The sequence below is a fragment of the Massilia sp. SYSU DXS3249 genome, assembly GCF_053668055.1.
In genome coordinates this window covers 18,849-36,005 of the sequence record NZ_JBSIPX010000019.1, presented here as the reverse complement: position 1 = coordinate 36,005, position 17,157 = coordinate 18,849, and the positions used below count along the sequence as shown (strand labels likewise).

The 17,157-nt window shown below is 65.7% G+C and carries 17 protein-coding genes; 9 read left to right on the top strand and 8 right to left on the bottom strand.

Going from position 1 to position 17,157, the window contains the following annotated elements; genetic code table 11:
* Positions 1–132: 132 nt before the first annotated feature.
* The 5 genes from ACWCIA_RS19230 to ACWCIA_RS19210 all read right to left on the bottom strand — a co-directional run bounded on the left by ACWCIA_RS19230 (position 133) and on the right by ACWCIA_RS19210 (position 5,305).
* Complete coding sequence (locus ACWCIA_RS19230) at positions 133–711, bottom strand: hypothetical protein (protein WP_454165872.1); 579 nt, start codon at positions 709–711, stop codon at positions 133–135.
* A 263-nt stretch (positions 712–974) separates the two neighbouring features.
* Positions 975–2,168, bottom strand: a complete 1,194-nt coding sequence (locus ACWCIA_RS19225; protein ID WP_454165870.1) for an FAD-dependent monooxygenase — start codon at positions 2,166–2,168, stop codon at positions 975–977.
* Between the two features lie 13 nt (positions 2,169–2,181).
* Positions 2,182–3,510 (bottom strand): Xaa-Pro aminopeptidase, encoded by a 1,329-nt coding sequence (gene pepP, locus ACWCIA_RS19220; RefSeq protein ID WP_454165868.1) that lies wholly within the window; start codon positions 3,508–3,510, stop codon positions 2,182–2,184.
* The gene (gene murU / locus ACWCIA_RS19215) at positions 3,507–4,226 is read right to left on the bottom strand and encodes an N-acetylmuramate alpha-1-phosphate uridylyltransferase MurU (RefSeq protein ID WP_454165866.1); all 720 of its coding nucleotides are present in this window, start codon (positions 4,224–4,226) and stop codon (positions 3,507–3,509) included. Before murU ends, pepP begins: the two co-directional genes overlap by 4 nt.
* 20 nt (positions 4,227–4,246) lie before the next feature.
* The gene (locus ACWCIA_RS19210) at positions 4,247–5,305 is read right to left on the bottom strand and encodes an aminoglycoside phosphotransferase family protein (protein WP_454165864.1); all 1,059 of its coding nucleotides are present in this window, start codon (positions 5,303–5,305) and stop codon (positions 4,247–4,249) included.
* Between the two features lie 95 nt (positions 5,306–5,400).
* Here ACWCIA_RS19210 and ACWCIA_RS19205 point away from each other — a divergent pair, with 95 nt between their 5' ends.
* The 5 genes from ACWCIA_RS19205 to ACWCIA_RS19185 all read left to right on the top strand — a co-directional run bounded on the left by ACWCIA_RS19205 (position 5,401) and on the right by ACWCIA_RS19185 (position 11,465).
* Positions 5,401–7,617, top strand: coding sequence for an LPS-assembly protein LptD (locus ACWCIA_RS19205; RefSeq protein ID WP_454165862.1), 2,217 nt, complete (start codon positions 5,401–5,403; stop codon positions 7,615–7,617).
* A 44-nt stretch (positions 7,618–7,661) separates the two neighbouring features.
* Positions 7,662–9,083 carry a peptidylprolyl isomerase gene (locus ACWCIA_RS19200; protein ID WP_454165860.1) on the top strand — a complete coding sequence of 474 codons (1,422 nt, stop codon included), beginning with the start codon at positions 7,662–7,664 and terminating at the stop codon, positions 9,081–9,083.
* A 4-nt stretch (positions 9,084–9,087) separates the two neighbouring features.
* On the top strand, positions 9,088–10,140 hold the full coding sequence (gene pdxA / locus ACWCIA_RS19195) for a 4-hydroxythreonine-4-phosphate dehydrogenase PdxA (RefSeq protein WP_454165858.1): 1,053 nt from the start codon (positions 9,088–9,090) through the stop codon (positions 10,138–10,140).
* A gap of 21 nt (positions 10,141–10,161) precedes the next feature.
* Positions 10,162–10,938, top strand: coding sequence for a 16S rRNA (adenine(1518)-N(6)/adenine(1519)-N(6))-dimethyltransferase RsmA (gene rsmA / locus ACWCIA_RS19190; protein WP_454165856.1), 777 nt, complete (start codon positions 10,162–10,164; stop codon positions 10,936–10,938).
* A gap of 350 nt (positions 10,939–11,288) precedes the next feature.
* Positions 11,289–11,465 carry a hypothetical protein gene (locus tag ACWCIA_RS19185; RefSeq protein ID WP_454165854.1) on the top strand — a complete coding sequence of 59 codons (177 nt, stop codon included), beginning with the start codon at positions 11,289–11,291 and terminating at the stop codon, positions 11,463–11,465.
* Positions 11,466–11,659: 194 nt separating this feature from the next.
* Here the strand turns inward: ACWCIA_RS19185 and ACWCIA_RS19180 are convergent, their stop codons facing one another.
* Positions 11,660–12,307 carry a hypothetical protein gene (locus ACWCIA_RS19180; protein WP_454165853.1) on the bottom strand — a complete coding sequence of 216 codons (648 nt, stop codon included), beginning with the start codon at positions 12,305–12,307 and terminating at the stop codon, positions 11,660–11,662.
* Between the two features lie 14 nt (positions 12,308–12,321).
* Positions 12,322–12,909 carry a hypothetical protein gene (locus ACWCIA_RS19175; RefSeq protein WP_454165851.1) on the bottom strand — a complete coding sequence of 196 codons (588 nt, stop codon included), beginning with the start codon at positions 12,907–12,909 and terminating at the stop codon, positions 12,322–12,324.
* Between the two features lie 241 nt (positions 12,910–13,150).
* Between ACWCIA_RS19175 and ACWCIA_RS19170 the strand changes: the two genes are divergently transcribed.
* Both ACWCIA_RS19170 and hrcA read left to right on the top strand, forming a co-directional pair.
* Positions 13,151–13,867 (top strand): HAD family hydrolase, encoded by a 717-nt coding sequence (locus tag ACWCIA_RS19170; RefSeq protein ID WP_454165849.1) that lies wholly within the window; start codon positions 13,151–13,153, stop codon positions 13,865–13,867.
* A gap of 77 nt (positions 13,868–13,944) precedes the next feature.
* Positions 13,945–14,967: a heat-inducible transcriptional repressor HrcA gene (hrcA, locus tag ACWCIA_RS19165; RefSeq protein ID WP_454165847.1), complete on the top strand. Its 1,023-nt coding sequence runs from the start codon at positions 13,945–13,947 to the stop codon at positions 14,965–14,967.
* A 227-nt stretch (positions 14,968–15,194) separates the two neighbouring features.
* Here the strand turns inward: hrcA and fur are convergent, their stop codons facing one another.
* Positions 15,195–15,629, bottom strand: coding sequence for a ferric iron uptake transcriptional regulator (fur, locus tag ACWCIA_RS19160; RefSeq protein WP_454165845.1), 435 nt, complete (start codon positions 15,627–15,629; stop codon positions 15,195–15,197).
* A 79-nt stretch (positions 15,630–15,708) separates the two neighbouring features.
* Here fur and ACWCIA_RS19155 point away from each other — a divergent pair, with 79 nt between their 5' ends.
* Both ACWCIA_RS19155 and dapB read left to right on the top strand, forming a co-directional pair.
* Entirely contained in the window at positions 15,709–16,329 is a 621-nt protein-coding gene (locus tag ACWCIA_RS19155) for an outer membrane protein assembly factor BamE (protein ID WP_454165843.1), read from the top strand.
* Positions 16,330–16,334: 5 nt separating this feature from the next.
* Entirely contained in the window at positions 16,335–17,156 is an 822-nt protein-coding gene (gene dapB, locus ACWCIA_RS19150; RefSeq protein ID WP_454165842.1) for a 4-hydroxy-tetrahydrodipicolinate reductase, read from the top strand.
* Position 17,157 lies beyond the last annotated feature (1 nt).

Here is a 17,157-nt window from a genome sequence, read left to right as displayed (position 1 = left end):
AACGATGAAAAGCCGTGGCCTTGCCCCTGGTGTTTGAACGCGTGGACGGCGCGCAAGTTTCGGACATGCCCGCCGACGGGTACAGCCGTCCACCCTACAGTATGCGGCTGCTCCTCGTTCATGAGGCAGCTGTCAAAATACCTCGCCGCCGACCTGTTTGCCGTCGACCACGATCTTCACGCTGACCGAGAAGATCGCATAGGCGTAGACTTCGACCACGAAGGGCTCGCCTTTTTCGCGCGGCACCGCTACCGACAGCAGGGCCTTGTCCTTGCCGAAGGCGAACAGCTGACGGTTTTCCGCGACCTGCTGGCCGTCCACGAACAGCCGGATGCCGCCGTTCCACGAGTTGCGCACCATGAGCTCGTGGCCTTCGAACGTGGCGATCCACTCCTGGACGAACCATTCCTTCGATGCCGAAGGCGCGAAGCGCTGCTGCGCCGCCTGCCGCGTGATGCCCATCAGCGCGCCCAGCTCGGCCCACGACCGGCCCGCGCGGCGCGCATTCTGCACCGCCTCCTTCTGCAGGGCTTCGCAAATCTGCAGCCCGGCGCTGCTGCTTGCTGCCAGGCGCAGGGCATTCTCCGCATCGTCGTCGGGCGCGTCGGACAGCCCGGCGTGGGCGACGACGGTCGACTCGATCGCGCGCTGCAGGCTCTGGCGCTGCTCGCTGGACAGGGGGCTGGGCTGGCTGGTCGTGGCAGTGGTCATGACGGTCTCCTCGGTAGTAGTAAGTCAAGATTAATTGACGCTCTCGCGAGTGTCAAGAAAAATTGACGCCCATTGATCTACCGTGGAGTGTCGCCGTTGTAGGGTGGGCTCTCGAGCCCACGCGGTGCAGAGTCCGCGTCATGACAACCTGTGCTCACGCTGTGCAACGTGAAAATCGAGACGGGTCGGAATAGTTCAGCCAACAGCGTAGGGTCATTGAAGCCGGAGCCTTCAATGACGTTGCCCACCCTACAAAACCGGGCTTACCCCTGCCGATGCGGCAACAACGCCGACCCGCCACGCCGCCCGTACATCATGAGCTCCCCCAGCAGCGTGCGCGCCGGTTTCACGGCGTCGAGCGTGGCCAGCCCGAGCCCGAGCACCGACTGCAGCGGCCCGCTGCCGACAAAGGCGCGCGCCATCGCGTCGGTCAGCGCAATCGTCATTTGCCGGTCCTGCGCGCGCTCGTCGAGGAAGCGCGTGACGCCTTCCGGTCCGGCGCAGCGCGCCAGCAATCTCGCCAGCACGGCGGCGTCGCGCAGGCCCAGGTTCAGGCCTTGCCCCGCCACCGGGTGCAGGGTTTGCGCCGCATTGCCGATGGCGACCGTGCGGGTGGTGGCGCGCGGTTCGGCGTTGAGGCCGAGCGGGTAGGCGAAGCGCGCCGACACCTTGGTAAAACGCCCAAGGCGGGCGCCGAAAGCCTCGTCCAGCTCGCGCAGGAAGCGTTCGTCCTCCATCGCCTGCAGCGCCTCGGCGCGCTCGGGACGCACGCACCAGACCAGCGCATAGCCATGGCCATCGACGCCATCCTGGGGCAGCAGCGCCAGCGGCCCTTCGTCCGTAAAACGTTCAAAGGCGCGGTGCGGAATCGGCTGGCTGGCGCTGACGCGCGCGATCACGGCGCTCTGGCCGTAGTCGCGAGTGCGTGCCTTGTCCTCCTGGACGCCGAACACGCCGCCTTCGGCGCCGACCACGACCTGGGCCTTCAGCGTGCGTCCATCGTCCAGTCCCAGCGTCACATGTTCGCCGTTTTCGTCGAGCGTGGCGACGCGCGCCGGGCGGATCACCTCGATGCCGGCGCGGTCGACGGCGCGCGACAGCGTATCGACCACGTCGCCGTAGCGCGTCACATAACCCAGCGCTTCGAGCCCGTGCTCTTCGCGGTCGAGCAGGCTGCGCCCGAGGTGGCCGCGGCGCGAAACGTGGATCGTGTGGATCGGCGTCGAAGGAATTGGCCAGGCGCCGACTTCCTCCAGCAGCTGGCGGCTGCCCCAGGCCAGCGCGATCGAGCGCGGGTCGGAAATGGCCTGGCCGAGCGCGCGCGCGTCGATCAGCGCGATGCGCCGCCCCTCGACGCCGCGCCGCACCAGCAGCGCCGCCAGGGCCAGGCCGACCGGCCCGGCGCCGCAGATGGCGACGTCGCGCATGTCTCCACCGCTGTCCTTGTGCTGTTCCATGCTCATTCCTTCCTCACCTCTTCATCAGCGCTTCGATGTCCGCCACCGTCTTCGGCGCGGCATCGGTGAGCACGCGCGCACCCTGGTCGCCGACGATGACGTCGTCCTCGATGCGGATGCCGATGTTCCAGAAGCGTTCCGGCACGCCTGGCGCCGGGCGCACGTAGATGCCCGGTTCGACCGTCAGCGCCATCCCCGGCACCAGCAGGCGCGAGGGCTTGCCTTCGAGCGCCAGGTCGCGGTAGCTGCCCGTGTCGTGCACGTCCAGTCCCAGCCAGTGGCCGGTACCGTGCATGTAGAAGGGAGTATAGGCGCGCTCGGCCAGCACGTCGTCGACGCTGCCGACCTTGGCCGGGTCGAGCAGGCCGTGCGCCAGCATGCCCTCGGACAGCACCCGCAGCGCCGCTTCATGCACGTCGCTGTAGGGCCGGCCCGGCACGATCGCGGCCAGCGCCGCCGCCTGGGCGGCGAGCACCAGCTCATACAAGCACTTCTGCGGTTCGGTGAAACGTCCGTTGACGGGGAAGGTGCGGGTGATGTCGGCCGCGTAGCTGTCGAATTCGCAGCCGGCGTCGATCAGCACCAGGTCGCCGTCACGCGTCTGCGCGTCGTTGGCGCTGTAGTGCAGGACGCAGGCATGGCTGCCCGAGGCCACGATCGGGGTATAGGCGGGGAACTGGGCGCCGTTCCTGCGGAATTCGTAGAGCAGTTCGGCTTCGAGCTCGTATTCGAACATGCCGGGCCTGGCCGCGCGCATGGCGCGCGCGTGGGCCTGGCCGGAGATGGTGGCGGCGCGCTGCATCAGCGCCTGCTCGGTGTCGTCCTTCAGCAGGCGCATCTCGTCGATGAGGGACAGCAGGTGCTGGGTGTGCGCGGGCGCACTCACGCCGCTGCGCGAGCGGGCGCGTACCGCCTTGAGCCAGCCGGCCACCCGGGCATCCAATGCGGCATCGTGCGCCGTCGCGTAGTACAGGCTGGGCGCGTCGGCCAGCAGGCAGGCCATCTGCGCATCGAGTTCGGACACGGGATACGCTTCGTCGACGCCGAAGCGCTCGCGTGCCGCGGCCGGGCCATGGCGGAAGCCGTCCCAGATCTCGCGCTCGACATCCTTCTCGCGGCAGAACAGGATGGAACGGGCGGGCGCCTCGCCGCGCGCCGCCACCAGCACCAGCGCGCTTTCCGGCTCCGTAAAACCGCTCAGGTAATAGAAATAGCTGTCGTGCCGGTAGGGGTAGTCGCTGTCGCCGTTGCGCGCGACTTCGGGCGCGGTGAGCAGCACCGCCACCGCGCCCGGCTCCATGCCGGCAAGCAGGCGGGCGCGGCGGGCGGCGTGGGGACTCAAGCGCCGGCCTTCCTTGCCAGCGGCGCGTTCAGCTCTTCCAGTTGCTCGACCGTGCCGACGTTGACCCAGGGGCCGTGGTAGATCTCGCCGCCGACGCGTTTTTGCTCGATGAACTTGCGCATCAGGGGACCGAACTTGAGGAATTCGCCGGCGCGGATCCCGTCGAACATCTCCGGGCGGTAGACGCCGATGCCGGCGAAGTTCCACTTCGGGTCGCCCTCGTTGGCCAGCGTGTACATGTCCAGGCCGAAGTCGCCGTTCGGGTTGTGCCAGGGGTTCGGGGTCAGGTAGAGCCAGGCGATGTCGCGCTGGTCGACCGGGATCGGCTGGCCGACGGCGTCGTTGTCGGGCAGGGCGTCCTTCGCCTGCGCGAAATCGAAGTAGGGCGCGTAGATGTCGCCCGACACCGCCAGGAAGGGCTCGTCGCCCAGCAGGTGCAGCGCGTTGACGATGCCGCCGGCCGTTTCCAGCGGGGTCGGCTCGTGCGAGTAGACGATGCGCGCACCGAATTGGCTGCCGTCGCCCAGCTCTTCCTCGATCATGTGGCCGAGGTGCGAGTGGTTGATGACGATCTCGGTGAGGCCGGCGCGCACCAGGTTCAGCACGTGCCAGGTGATGAGCGGACGGCCGCGCACCTTGAGCAGGGGTTTCGGGCAGGTGTCCGTCAGCGGACGCATGCGCTCGCCGCGGCCGGCGGCGAAAATCATGGCTTTCATGGGCTTCTCGGAAAAAACGCTCAGAAGGTATAGCCGACCTGCGGCGCCTTGTCCTCGAACGAGTCGAGCAAACGCAGCAGGGGCTTGAGTTCGGTGTAGCGGTTGGCGGTCTTGCGCACGTAGTCCATCACGGTCGGCAGGTCGCCCATGTAGATGGCCTTGTTGTCGCGGTAGTTCAGGCGGCAGAAGATACCCAGGATCTTCAGGTGGCGCTGCAGGGCCATGAACTCGAAGTCGCGGTAGAAGGCGTCGATGTCCGGGTTGACCGGCAGGCCGACCTGCTTGGCGCTCTGCCAGTAGCGCACCACCCAGTCCAGCACGATCTCTTCGTCCCACTGGATGTAGGCGTCGCGCAGCAGCGAACCGAGGTCGTAGGTGACGGGGCCGTAGACGGCGTCCTGGAAGTCGAGCACGCCCGGGTTGCCCTGGTCGAGGAACATCAGGTTGCGCGAGTGGAAATCGCGGTGCATGAACACCTGCTGCTGGGACAGCACGTTGGCGGTGATGGCCTCGAACACTTTATCGAGTTGCGCCTGCTGTTTGTCGTCCAGGGTCACGCCCAGGTGGCGGTTGATGTACCACTCCGGGAACAGGTTCATCTCGCGCAGCACGAAGGCGCGGTCGAACTCGGGCAGCACGCCCGGCCGGCTGTTGAGCTGGAACTTGATCAGGGCGTCCACCGCATCCGAGTACATGAAGGCGGCGTTGTCGGCATCGAGGCGGGCAAGGTAGGTCGTGGTGCCGAGGTCCGACAGCAGCAGGAAGCCGCGCTCGACGTCGCGCGCGACGATGGCCGGCACGGTGACGCCGGCTTCCTGCAGCAGGCCTGCCACGTGGATAAAGGCCGGCACGTTTTCACGCTCGGGCGGGGCGTCCATCGCGATCAGCGTGTCGCCGAGTTTGGCGCGTAGCGCCGGCGCCACATCGAGGCGGAAATAACGGCGGAAGCTCGCATCGGACGACGCGGGGCGGCGCGAACCGAGGTCCACCAGGTCGAGTGTGCCCAGCCATTCGGTCAGCAAGGCCAGGCGTGCATCCTGCTCGGCGGAAGTGGGGGTGTTTTGATACAAAGAAGACATGAAGCGACCAGGGGAAACCGGTTGAGAGGGACAATTCCCATATAATAAGGGATTCAATCCAAAAAATCGCCCTTTATGGTGCAGCCCAAGATTCCATGAGCTGGTTTACGGCCCTACCATTCCCGCGGCGGCGGGCATTTGCCTTGTCCGCCCTCGTCACCGTGGCCTCGGGGCCGTTGCATGCGCAAGTTGCGCCGGCCACGTCTCCTGCCGACGAACAAGATCTTCCGATTACAGTCAGTGCGGAGGAAATCGACGGCCGCCCGGACCGTGAAATCAATCTCAACCGCAACGTCGAGATCACCCGCGGCCAGTCGAAACTGACCGCCGACACCGCCTGCTACCGCCTCGTCGAAGATGAAGTCACGGCCAGCGGCAATGTGCAGATGTGGCGTTTCGGCGACCGCTACCAGGGCGACTCGCTGCAGTTGAACCTGTCGACCCAGCGCGGCTGGCTGCTCAATCCGCAGTACAAGCTGCAGACGAATAACGCGCAAGGCCGCGCCGACCGCATCGACTTCCTCGGCGAGAACCAGGCGCTGGTGCTGGACGGCACCTACAGCACCTGCGAAGGAACCAACCCGGACTGGTACCTGAAATCGAGCACCCTGCGCCTCGACCAGGGGCGCGACATCGGCACCGCCGGCAAGACCGTCATCTATTTCAAGAACGTGCCGATCCTGGCCACGCCGGGCATGTCGTTCTCGCTGTCGGGCGAGCGCCGCTCGGGCTGGCTGCCGCCGACGATCGGTTTCGGCTCGAAGGGCGATTCCGAGGTGATGCTGCCGTATTACTTCAACATCGCGCCGAACCGCGATTTGACGGTCTTCCCGCGCCTGATGTTCGACCGCGGCCTGCAGCTGGGCGCCACGGCCCGCTATATCGGCGAGACCGCGCGCGGGCCCTACGGCGGCCAGACCCACCTCGAATTCCTGCGCAACGACCGCGTCACCAAGACCGACCGCTGGCTCGTCAATTCCATCCACAACCAGACGCTGGCGCCGGGCTGGACCTATGGCTGGAACGTCAACGGGGCCTCGGACGACGAATACATGAGCGACTTCTCGCGCACGGTGTCGATCAGCGCCGAGCGCCAGCTGATCCGCGAGCTGTACACGAGTTACGCCACGCCGTACTGGAACCTGATGGCGCGCGCCCAGGGCTACCAGATCCTGCAGGAACCGGCGGCGGTGGCCAATCCGGCGCTGGCGATCCCGAAGCCCTATGCGCGCCTGCCGCAGGTACTGTTCCATGCCGGCCGCTACGACGTGAAGGGTTTCGACTGGGCCTTCGACGCCGACGCCACCCGTTTCGACCACCCGACTTTCGACAACGGCAACCGCCTGGTCGCCGTCGGCCAGGTCAGCTATCCGTTCATCCGCCCGGGCTACTACGTCACCCCGAAGCTGATGCTGCACTCGACGAAGTATTCGATGGACACCAATGCGCGCGGGCCGACCAGCCTGTCGCGCACGCTGCCGATCTTCTCGGTCGACAGCGGCATGGTGTTCGAGCGCGATGCCTCGCTGTTCGGCAAGGCCGTCACGCAAACCCTCGAGCCGCGCCTGTTCTACGTGCGCACGCCCTACAAGAACCAGGACCAGTTCCCGATCTTCGATACCTTCGAGACCGGCTTCAGCTATGCCCAGCTGTTCAGCGAGAACCGCTTCGTCGGGCCCGACCGCATTTCCGACGCCAACCAGCTGACTGCGGCCGTCGTGTCGCGCTACATCGAGCAGGACGGCGCCGAGCGCCTGCGCATGGTGGTCGGCCAGCGCTTCTACCTGGACGAGCCGCGCGTCGGCCGCGTCCAGGACGGCCGCGGCCGTTCCGACCTGCTGCTGGCGGCATCGGGCCGCATTATCGATAACTGGAACTTCGACAGCAGCGTACAATATGACGCGACCGGCGAAAGCGTGTACGCCCAGAGCCATGGCGTGCGCTGGACTCCGGGACCGATGAAAGTGCTCAACGCGGAGTATCGCTATGTGCGCGACAGTTTCCGCAATGCCGACGTGTCGGGCCAGTGGCCGCTGACGAAACGCTGGTACGGCGTCGGCCGCGTCAGCTATTCGCTGCGCGACCACAAGGTGCTCGAGAGCCTGGTCGGGCTCGAGTACAAGGCCGACTGCTGGGTGTTCCGGATGGGCGCGCAGCGCTTCGTCACGACCGCCCAGACGACCTCGACGCCGATTTTCTTCCAGCTCGAGCTCAACGGCCTGTCGCGCCTGGGCCTTGGCAACCCGCTGGATTCGTTTTACAAGAGTATTCCCGGCTATACGCGGTTGAACAGCAACGTCGGCCGTCCTTGACCGGACATGGATGATTTTTGACCTGAATGAGTGCCCCCCAGATTATGCGTACTACCCGTTTGCATCACCTTAAGCTCGCAGCGGCGCTGCTGTGCGCGCTCACGGCGAATGCCGCCATTGGACAGACGGCGCCTGCCGCCGCCGCAGCGCAACCCGCCGCCAAGCCTGCGTCGGCACCGGCGCAAGCCGCTGCCCCCGGAAGCGGTTTCCTGCCGCCGGCGTCGAGCAGCGCCAACGTCATCGATTCCATCAAGGTGGTCGTCAACGACGAAGTCATCACGACCAACGAACTGCGCAACCGCGTCGGCCAGATCGTGGCCCGCCTGCGCGCCCAGAACGCCCAGCTGCCGTCCCAGGCCGACCTCGAGCGCCAGGTGCTGGAAGCTATGATCGTCGAGCGCGCCCAGCTGCAGCTCGCGCGCGAGATGGGCGTGCGCGTCGACGACCGCCAGCTCGACGCCGCCATCGCCCGCATCGCCGAGGGCCAGAAGATGTCGGTCCAGGACATGCGCAACCAGATGGAAAAGGAAGGCATGACCTTCGCCCAGTTCCGCGAAGAGATCCGCAACGAGATCATGATGCAGCGCCTGCGCGAGCACGAGGTCGACAGCAAGATCCAGGTCTCCGATGCCGAGGTCGACACCTACCTCGCCGCCGAGAAGGCCGCCGCCGCCGAGAAGGTCGAGATGGACCTGTCGCAGATCTTCGTCGGCATCCCGGCCAATGCCACGCCCGAGCAGATCGCCGCACGCCGCGCGCGCGCCGAGGAAGTGATGCGCCAGCTGCGCACCGGCGCCGACTTCGCCAAGATGGCCACCACCTATTCCGACGCGCCCGACGCCCTGAAGGGCGGCGCCATCGGCTGGCGCGATGCGGACCGCCTGCCGCCGCTGTTCGCGAACGAACTGCGCAAGCTGAGCCCAGGGCAGGTCACCCCTGTCATCAAGACCAATACCGGCTTCTACATCCTCAAGATGGCCGACAAGCGCAGCCTGGCCAAGACGGAATCCACCGAGGCGGTGGTGCAGCAGACCCGCGCGCGCCACATCCTGCTCAAGGCCACGCCGACCCTGCCGGCTGCGGAAGCCAAGCGCAAGCTGGCCGAGATCAAGGCCAGGATCGACAGCAAGGCGGCCACCTTCGAAGACATGGCGCGCCAGAACAGCGTCGACGGCTCGGCCGCCAAGGGCGGCGACCTCGGCTGGCTGGAGCCGGAAGACGTCGTGCCGGAATTCACGGCCGCGATGGATGCCCTGCAGCCGGGCCAGGTGTCGGACGTGGTCGAGACGCCTTTCGGCTTCCACCTGATCCAGGTCCTGGAACGCAAGCGCCAGGACGTGTCGAAGGACCGCGAGCGCCTGCAGGCGCGCCAGGTGATCCGCGAGCGCAAGCTCGGCGAAGCCTTCGAGGACTGGGCGCGCCAGGTGCGCGACCGTGCCTACGTCGAGTTCCGCGAGGAAGGGTAATCCCGTGGCGGCACCGCTCGGCGCACGTCCGACACTGGCGCTGACGGTCGGCGAGCCTGCCGGCATCGGCCCCGAAATCGCCATCCGCGCGGCCTGGGCCCTGCGCGAGGCCGCCAACTGCGTGCTGGTCGGCGACGCCGCCTTCCTGGCGCTGACTGCCAGCCTGATCGACCCTGCCATCCGCCTGTCGGCCCTGTCGACCCAGGCGCTGAGGAACGGCGGCCTGCCGCACTTCGGCCGCGAGCGCCTGGCCGTGATCGACGTGCCGCTCGCCGCCCACGTGGTGCCCGGCCGGCTCGACGCCCAGAACGGCCGCGCCGTGCTGGCCACGCTCGACCTGGCGATCGAGGGCGTGGGCGCAGGCTGGTTCGACGCCATCGTCACCGCGCCCCTGCAAAAAAGCACGATCAACGACGCCGGCATCGCGTTTTCCGGCCATACCGAATACCTGGCCGAGAAGACCGGCACGCCTCGCGTCGTGATGATGCTGGCGGGCCAGCCGGCCAACGATCAAGCCTATCTGCGGGTGGCGCTGGCAACCACCCACCTGCCGCTGAAGGACGTGCCGGCCGCGATCACGATGGACGGCCTGGCGCAGGTGCTCGACATCCTGCACGCCGACCTGCGTTCCAAATTCGGCATCGCCGCGCCGCGCATCCTGGTGACCGGCCTGAACCCGCATGCGGGAGAGAATGGCTACCTCGGACGCGAGGAGATCGAGGTCATCGAGCCGGCGCTGGCAAGCGCCCGCGCACGCGGCATCGACGCCCGCGGGCCTTATCCGGCCGACACCCTGTTCCAGCCGAAATACCTGCAGGACGCGGACTGCGTGCTGGCGATGTACCACGACCAGGGGCTGCCCGTGCTCAAGCACGCGACCTTCGGGCGCGGCATCAACGTCACGCTCGGCCTGCCGCTGATCCGCACCTCGGTCGACCACGGCACGGCGCTCGACCTGGCCGCGCGCGGCCTCGGCCTGGCCGACTGCGGCAGCATGGAAGAGGCGATCCGCGCCGCCGTGCACATGGTCACGGCCAGTCGCGCCGCCGCTGCCTAAACCTATTCAACGAAAGCACCAATGAAACACGTCGCACGCAAGCGCTTCGGCCAGAACTTCCTGACCGACGACCATGTCCTGAACAGCATCATCGACGCCATCGAGCCGCGCCGCGGCGAAACGATGGTCGAGATCGGGCCGGGCCTGGCGGCGATGACGGCGCTGCTGCTCAAGCAACTGGACCACATGCACGTGGTCGAACTCGACCGCGACCTGGTGGCGCGCCTGGAAAAATCCTATCCGCGCGAAAAGCTCACCATCCATTCCGGCGACGCCCTGAAATTCGATTACGCGTCGATTCCGGTAGCGGAAGGGAAAAAGCTGCGCGTGGTCGGCAACCTGCCGTACAACATCTCGAGCCCGCTGCTGTTCCACCTGGCCGAGTTCGCGCACCTGGTCGAGGACCAGCACTTCATGCTGCAAAAGGAAGTGGTCGAGCGCATGGTGGCCGAGCCGGGCACCAAGGCCTATGGCCGCCTGTCGGTGATGCTGCAATGGCGCTACGACATGGCGCTGCTGTTCATCGTGCCGCCGACCGCCTTCGACCCGCCGCCGCAAGTCGACTCGGCCATCGTGCGCATGGTCCCGACCCGGCGCCCGCTCGCCGCCGACGGCCCGACCCTGGAAGCGGTGGTGCAGAAGGCCTTCTCCCAGCGCCGCAAGGTGATCCGCAACTGCGTGGCCGGCATGTTCACCGAACAGCAGCTGGTCGACGCCGGCATCGATCCGGGCAGCCGCCCGGAGACGGTCAGCCTGGAACAATACGTGGCGCTGGCGAATATCCTCAAGCCGGTGTAAGGGTTTGTAGGGTGGACTCCCGAGTCCACGCGGTCGTACTTATGCGTGTCGCAGCGTTTCAGGGAACCTCCACGTCGCCGGATCGGATTGACGCCGCATCTGCTCATTTATTGCATACGCGTGGACTCGGGAGTCCACCCTACGGATAGATAACGCCCCTACCTCATCCGTGACGCACCGCACCATCGTGCGTAAACACGGTATATCGCCCCTCCGCGCGCTTCATCGCGCGCTTTTTGCAGTTCGTCGCAACCCGATGGAAGCCCTCCGACCCGGTTGCTAAAGTACTCCCATCGAAAGCCCAAACGCACTCGGCGCAGGGCACAACACTCACCCAAGGGAGTACTGAAATGAACATCCTCAAACACATGGAAGCCCTGTTCGTCGTTGCCGCACTGGTCGTGGGCGTCAGCACCTATGCGAGTGCCGAGAGCTACAAGGCGCAAGTGCGCGCCGATGCGATGGTGGCGGTCGGCAGCGAAAAAGTGGCCGTGGTGAAGGTCAGCGCCAAGCGCCTGTCGGCCTGAACCAGAGGCGGCTGAAGCGCTCTGCCGGCAACGGAATGAAAACGCGGGCAAAAAAAAGCCCGCCGTTGCGGGCGGGCTAAATCCAATTCTTTTCTGAGGAGAGTTGGAGGAGACAGAAGCATTATGCTGCGCCACAACATATAAGTCTAATTTTCTTTTGGAATGGTCGACATGCGTGTGGCGAATATCTGTCCCTAGGCTTCCGGCGTGCAGACGACGGCAATGTTGTTGACCGGATCGTCTTGCATGGTGCCTGCACCGTTAGTGACACTGCAATTGAGACCAGCAGGCTCTTCCACTACCGTCACGCCATAAGTCTGGTTGTACACCACCTCTTCCGGGAAGATAAAGCTGGTGGCATTCGCAGCCACGGTCAAAGGGGCACTGGCGCTGCCGTTGGTCAGCTTGAGTCCCTCTGCCGTCAGGCCGCTCACCGTGCCGCCGATCGTGTTGCTGACCAGCGCGCAGGAAATGACGGCGTTGATGGTGGACAGGCGGCCTGCCGTATCGGTGGTGCCGCCGTTCTGCACGCAGACCTGGTGCGGAGGCGAAGCCTTGATGGTGACGTCGTAGGGATCGCCGTAGTCGACCTGGTTCTTGAAGGCGTAGGTGACGTTTTTCGGCGTGCGCGTGACGACGCCAGTCGCCGTGTTCGTCGTTTCGTCGTAGCCGGCTTGCGCGATCGGCAGGTCTTCGCCATTGTTCGACAGCACCAGTCCCGGATACTCCAGGCCGGTGACGACGCCGCCGATCGTGTAGGTCGAGGTGCCGCCGCCGCAGGCGCTCAGGCCGGCGGCCAGCGCCAGGGTCAGCGCCGACAGCGCCAGGGTCGATTTCTTCAAATTAGCCTCCAGAATCATGGGGTGCAGCGTACGACGATGTCCGTGACATTGCTCGATGGCATTTTTTCACGGCTGCCGTTTTCCACGGTACAGTTCGGTCCGCCCGGCGTCGGCAGCACGGTCACGCCGTAGGGCGATTCTTCCGATACCTTGGCCATCTTGAATTCGGTGGCATTCGCCGGGATCTCGACACGGTCGGTACCGTTGACGAGCACGAGGCCGGTCCGGTTGCCCAGGCCGACGATCGAGCCGCCCAGGTCCCATTTGCGGATCGTGCAGGTAACAAACACGTTGGAGACGTTGAAGACGGCGCGGCCGGTGCCGTTGGTCACCACGCAGTCTTCGATTTTTTCGACGTTCGGCGGAACGCTCTTGACCTTGACGTCATAGCGCGAATCCGTTTCCACGAGGTCCTTGAAGAGGAAAGAGCCGGACGTGGGGACTTCGAGGTCGGAGCCGCCATTGAGCGTCAGCACCAGGCCGGCCTTGGTGACACCGGTCGCCTGGCCGCCGACATATATATCGCCGTCGCCGCCGCCGCAGGCGGACAGGCCCAGCGCGCATGCCAGCGCGATGCCGGCACGCAGGGGGGAACGAATCATCATTTCTCCAAATAAAAAGGGAAGGGGCTGGCGCGCAAGCGGGTGCGCCACGCCGCACGGTAGAAGTTTGCCCATCATTTTAGAGCATTTGACAAGGCCCGGGCTCTTTGCGCTTTGTATCACGGTGTAACGCGCCTCTCCACGCAGGGGCCGTCCGCTAGCCGGGCGCGTTTGCATTTCGCCGCTGGCCTCGCTATGCTTGGGTCGCCCCCACTTGGGTGGTCCCCTCAACGCACTCACGATGACGCCCTCCCACCGCCGCCCCTGGCCCAAAGCCGTCCTGTTCGACCTCGACGACACCTTGTGGCCCATCGCTCCCGTGATCCTGCAGGCCGAGCAGACCCTGTTCGCGTGGCTTGCCAACAACGTGCCGCGGGTGGCGGAGCGCTTCACCATCGACAGCCTGCGCCAGGCCCGCCTGGAGCTCCTGGCGAGAAAACCCGAGTTCCAGCTCGACCTGGGCGCGCTGCGGCGTGCCGGCCTGGTGGCGGCCTTCGAACAGGCCGGCGAGGACGCGGCCAAAGTCGAGCTGGCCATGATCGAATTCTTCGCCGCGCGCAATGCCGTGATTCCTTACGACGACGTGCTGCCGGGCCTGCTGCGCCTGAAAGGGCGGGTGCTGATCGGATCGGTCACGAACGGCAACGCCGACCTGCAGACGATCGGCCTGGCCCACCATTTCCACGCCTCGGTGTCGGCGCCGGCCTTCGGGCGCGCCAAGCCGGACCCGGCGATCTTCCATGCCGCCCTCGACGCGCTCGGCGTGGCGCCCCACGAGGCGGTGTATGTCGGGGACGACCTGGTGCTCGACGTGCAGGGCGCCCAGCGCGCCGGGATGCGGGGCGTCTGGATGAACCGCACCGCCAGCCGGCGCCACCTGGAGGAGGGCATCGAGCCGGATGCGATCGTGTCGGACTTCGATGCCTTGCTTGCCTGGCTCAAGCGCGAACACGCCTGAGAGCGGCGCTCTGAGCGCACAGAGCGCGGGCGAACGTGCATAATAGGTACAGAACCATTCTGCCCGTTTTCTTCCCCATGCAACTTGAACCCCGTGCCCAAACCCTCCTGAAAGCCCTGGTCGAGCGCTACATCGCCGATGGCCAGCCGGTCGGGTCGCGCGCGCTCTCGAAGATCTCGGGCCTCGACCTGTCCCCGGCCACGATCCGCAACATCATGGCCGACCTCGAGGAAATGGGCTACGTCGCCAGTCCCCACACCTCGGCCGGCCGCGTGCCCACGCCGCGCGGCTACCGCCTGTTCGTCGACACCCTGCTGACGGTCCAGCACCTGGACGGACAGCACGGCGTCGATCCCGAGCGCATGCGCCTGGCCTGCCAGCAACCGCAAAAGACCATTGCCAGCGCGGCGCAGATGCTGTCGTCCCTGACGCAGTTCGCCGGCGTGGTGCAGAGCCCGCGCCGCGAATCCGTGTTCCAGCAGATCGAATTCCTGCGCCTGTCCGAGCGCCGCATTTTATTGGTGATCGTCGACCCGCGCGGCGACGTGCAGAACCGCCTGCTGCTGACCGAGGTCGACTACACCCCGGCGCAACTGGTGCAGTCGGCCAATTACCTGAACCAGAATTACGCCGGCCTGACCTTCGACGAAGTGCGCCGGCGCCTGGGCAGCGAACTGCGCCAGCTGCGCGACGACATCGGCGGCCTGATGCAGACGGCCGTGGAAGCCGGCACCGAGGCGATGGCCGAGCAGGGCGACGGCATGGTCATTTCCGGCGAACGCAACCTGCTGTCGGTGTCCGACCTGTCCTCGAACATGAGTTCGCTGCGCCAGCTGTTCGAGATGTTCGAGCAAAAGACCGGGCTGATGCAGCTGCTCGACGTGTCGAGCAAGGCCGGCGGCGTGCAGATTTTTATCGGCGGCGAATCGAAACTGGTGCCGATGGACGAAATGAGCGTGGTCACCGCACCTTACGAGGTCAACGGCAAGATCGTCGGCACCCTCGGCGTGATCGGCCCGACCCGCATGGCCTACGAGCGCGTGATCCCGATCGTGGATATCACGGCCAAGCTGCTGTCGAATGCGCTGAGTCATTCGTAGGGTGGGCACCCCGTGCCCACGCGGAATGGTGATCATTGTTGACTGGATCGCCGTGCATCGTTAACGCTTGTATTCTTCGGGGTGTTTTTAAACGGGCGTTAACGCAATACCGTGGCTGACGCTACCGCCATTCACCGTTCCGCGTGGGCACGGGGTGCCCACCCTACAACTATGCAGCAACAAAAAACGGCGCCCTCGGCGCCGTTCTTCATTGCGAAGTAACCCGATCAGTTATTACCCCGATGCGGGCAAGCCGGCTTGACGCAATTGCCGTAGATCGCCAGCGCGTGCTCGGCGATCTTGAAGCCGCGTTCGACGGCGACCTTGTGCTGGCGCGATTCGATTTCCTCGTCGAAGAATTCTTCGACATGGCCGCAGTCGAGGCAGACCAAGTGGTCGTGATGCGAACCGGCGTTCAGCTCATAAATCGCCTTGCCGGTTTCGAAGTGGTTGCGGTTGAGCAGGCCGGCCTGCTCGAACTGGGTCAGCACCCGATAGACGGTCGCCAGGCCGACGTCCATGTTCTCGGCCAGCAGGATTTTATAGACGTCTTCCGCCGTCAGGTGGCGCACTTCGCTGTTCTGGAAAATTTCGAGGATTTTCAGGCGAGGCAAAGTCGCCTTCAGGCCGCTCGCCTTCAGGTCGGTCGGTTTGTTACTCATGTTTGTTACTCGTAGATGGGCGGAGTGCTTTATGATATAGCGTTTTGGAAGCTCCGCCTAATACGTTTTGAGGTTACTTATGCGCGTCATTGATGCCGTTGTTCATCGTTCCTATGCCCGCGCGACGCTTGCCGCAGGCCTTGCATGCACGCTGCTGCTGTCGGGCTGCGCATCCTGGCGCAACCAGACCCGGCCCGCCGCGCCGGTGAGCACGTCCGCGCAAGCCGTGGAAGCCGATGCCGACAAGTCGGCCGCGCTGGCCAATGCGGGTGCGCAAACGACCCAGGTCACCAAGCTGCAGAAGTTCCTCTGGATCTTCTCGCCTTACCGTCCGGACATTCAGCAGGGTAACTTCGTCTCGCAGGAAATGCTGAGCCAGCTGAAAGTGGGCCAGACCCGCGACCAGGTGCGCTTCCTGCTGGGTACGCCGCTGCTGACCGACATGTTCCACGCCGACCGCTGGGACTACCCGTTCTATCTCGCGCGCGGCAACGGCGAACTGACCACCAGCCGCGTCACCGTGTATTTCAAGGACGGCGTGGTCGAGCGCTTCGACGGCGGCAACCTGCCGACCGAACGCGAATACATCGCGCGCATCGCCGGCCCGATCAAGACCTCGAAGAAGGCAGCCGCCGCGCCCGTCCGTCCGATCGAGCCGACCACGGCGGCACAGCCAGCAACGTCCACGACCACCCCGTAATTGCTATGAATCACATGAAAATCGCGGTTGCCGGCGCCAGCGGGCGCATGGGCCGCATGCTGATCGAAGCGATCGCCGCCGCCCCCGACGCCCAGCTGTCCGGCGCCCTCGACGTGGCGGCGTCGCCCTTCATCGGCCAGGATGCCGGCGCCTTTTCGGGCCAGCTGACCGGCGTCGCCATCGAGTCCGACCTCGCGCGCGCTCTGGCCGGCGCCGACTGCCTGATCGACTTCACGCGTCCGGAAGGCACGCTCGAGCACCTGAAGTATTGCGCCGCGAACGGCGTCAAGATCGTCATCGGCACCACCGGTTTCGACGACGCCGGCAAGGCCGCGATCCAGGCGGCCGCCGAAAAAACGGCCGTCGTGTTCGCGCCGAACATGAGCGTGGGCGTGAACATCACCCTCAAGCTGCTGGAAATGGCCGCGAAGAGCCTGGCCGAAGGCTACGACATCGAAATCATCGAAGCGCACCACCGCCACAAGGTCGATGCGCCATCGGGCACCGCCTTGAAAATGGGCGAAGTCATTGCCGACGCCCTGGGGCGCGACCTGAAGGAATGCGCCGTCTACGGCCGCGAAGGCGTGACCGGCGAGCGCGATCCCTCGACCATCGGTTTCGCCACCGTGCGCGGCGGCGACATCGTGGGCGACCACACGGTCCTGTTTGCCGGCATCGGCGAGCGCATCGAGATCACCCATAAATCGAGCAGCCGCGTCACCTACGCCCACGGCGCCCTGCGCGGCGCGCGCTTCATCGCCGACAAGGCGAACGGCCTGTACGACATGCAGGACGTGCTCGGCCTGAAAACGGGCGTGAAAGGATAAC

Excerpts from the sequence above, each read along its gene's own strand:
- ACWCIA_RS19230 (WP_454165872.1), bottom strand. The coding sequence starts at position 711 with ATGACCACTGCCACGACCAGCCAGCCCAGCCCCCTGTCCAGCGAGCAG.
- ACWCIA_RS19225 (WP_454165870.1), bottom strand. The coding sequence starts at position 2,168 with ATGGAACAGCACAAGGACAGCGGTGGAGACATGCGCGACGTCGCCATC.
- murU (WP_454165866.1), bottom strand. The coding sequence starts at position 4,226 with ATGAAAGCCATGATTTTCGCCGCCGGCCGCGGCGAGCGCATGCGTCCG.
- ACWCIA_RS19210 (WP_454165864.1), bottom strand. The coding sequence starts at position 5,305 with ATGTCTTCTTTGTATCAAAACACCCCCACTTCCGCCGAGCAGGATGCA.
- ACWCIA_RS19205 (WP_454165862.1), top strand. The coding sequence starts at position 5,401 with ATGAGCTGGTTTACGGCCCTACCATTCCCGCGGCGGCGGGCATTTGCC.
- ACWCIA_RS19200 (WP_454165860.1), top strand. The coding sequence starts at position 7,662 with ATGCGTACTACCCGTTTGCATCACCTTAAGCTCGCAGCGGCGCTGCTG.
- rsmA (WP_454165856.1), top strand. The coding sequence starts at position 10,162 with ATGAAACACGTCGCACGCAAGCGCTTCGGCCAGAACTTCCTGACCGAC.
- ACWCIA_RS19185 (WP_454165854.1), top strand. The coding sequence starts at position 11,289 with ATGAACATCCTCAAACACATGGAAGCCCTGTTCGTCGTTGCCGCACTG.
- ACWCIA_RS19175 (WP_454165851.1), bottom strand. The coding sequence starts at position 12,909 with ATGATTCGTTCCCCCCTGCGTGCCGGCATCGCGCTGGCATGCGCGCTG.
- ACWCIA_RS19170 (WP_454165849.1), top strand. The coding sequence starts at position 13,151 with ATGACGCCCTCCCACCGCCGCCCCTGGCCCAAAGCCGTCCTGTTCGAC.
- hrcA (WP_454165847.1), top strand. The coding sequence starts at position 13,945 with ATGCAACTTGAACCCCGTGCCCAAACCCTCCTGAAAGCCCTGGTCGAG.
- fur (WP_454165845.1), bottom strand. The coding sequence starts at position 15,629 with ATGAGTAACAAACCGACCGACCTGAAGGCGAGCGGCCTGAAGGCGACT.
- ACWCIA_RS19155 (WP_454165843.1), top strand. The coding sequence starts at position 15,709 with ATGCGCGTCATTGATGCCGTTGTTCATCGTTCCTATGCCCGCGCGACG.
- dapB (WP_454165842.1), top strand. The coding sequence starts at position 16,335 with ATGAATCACATGAAAATCGCGGTTGCCGGCGCCAGCGGGCGCATGGGC.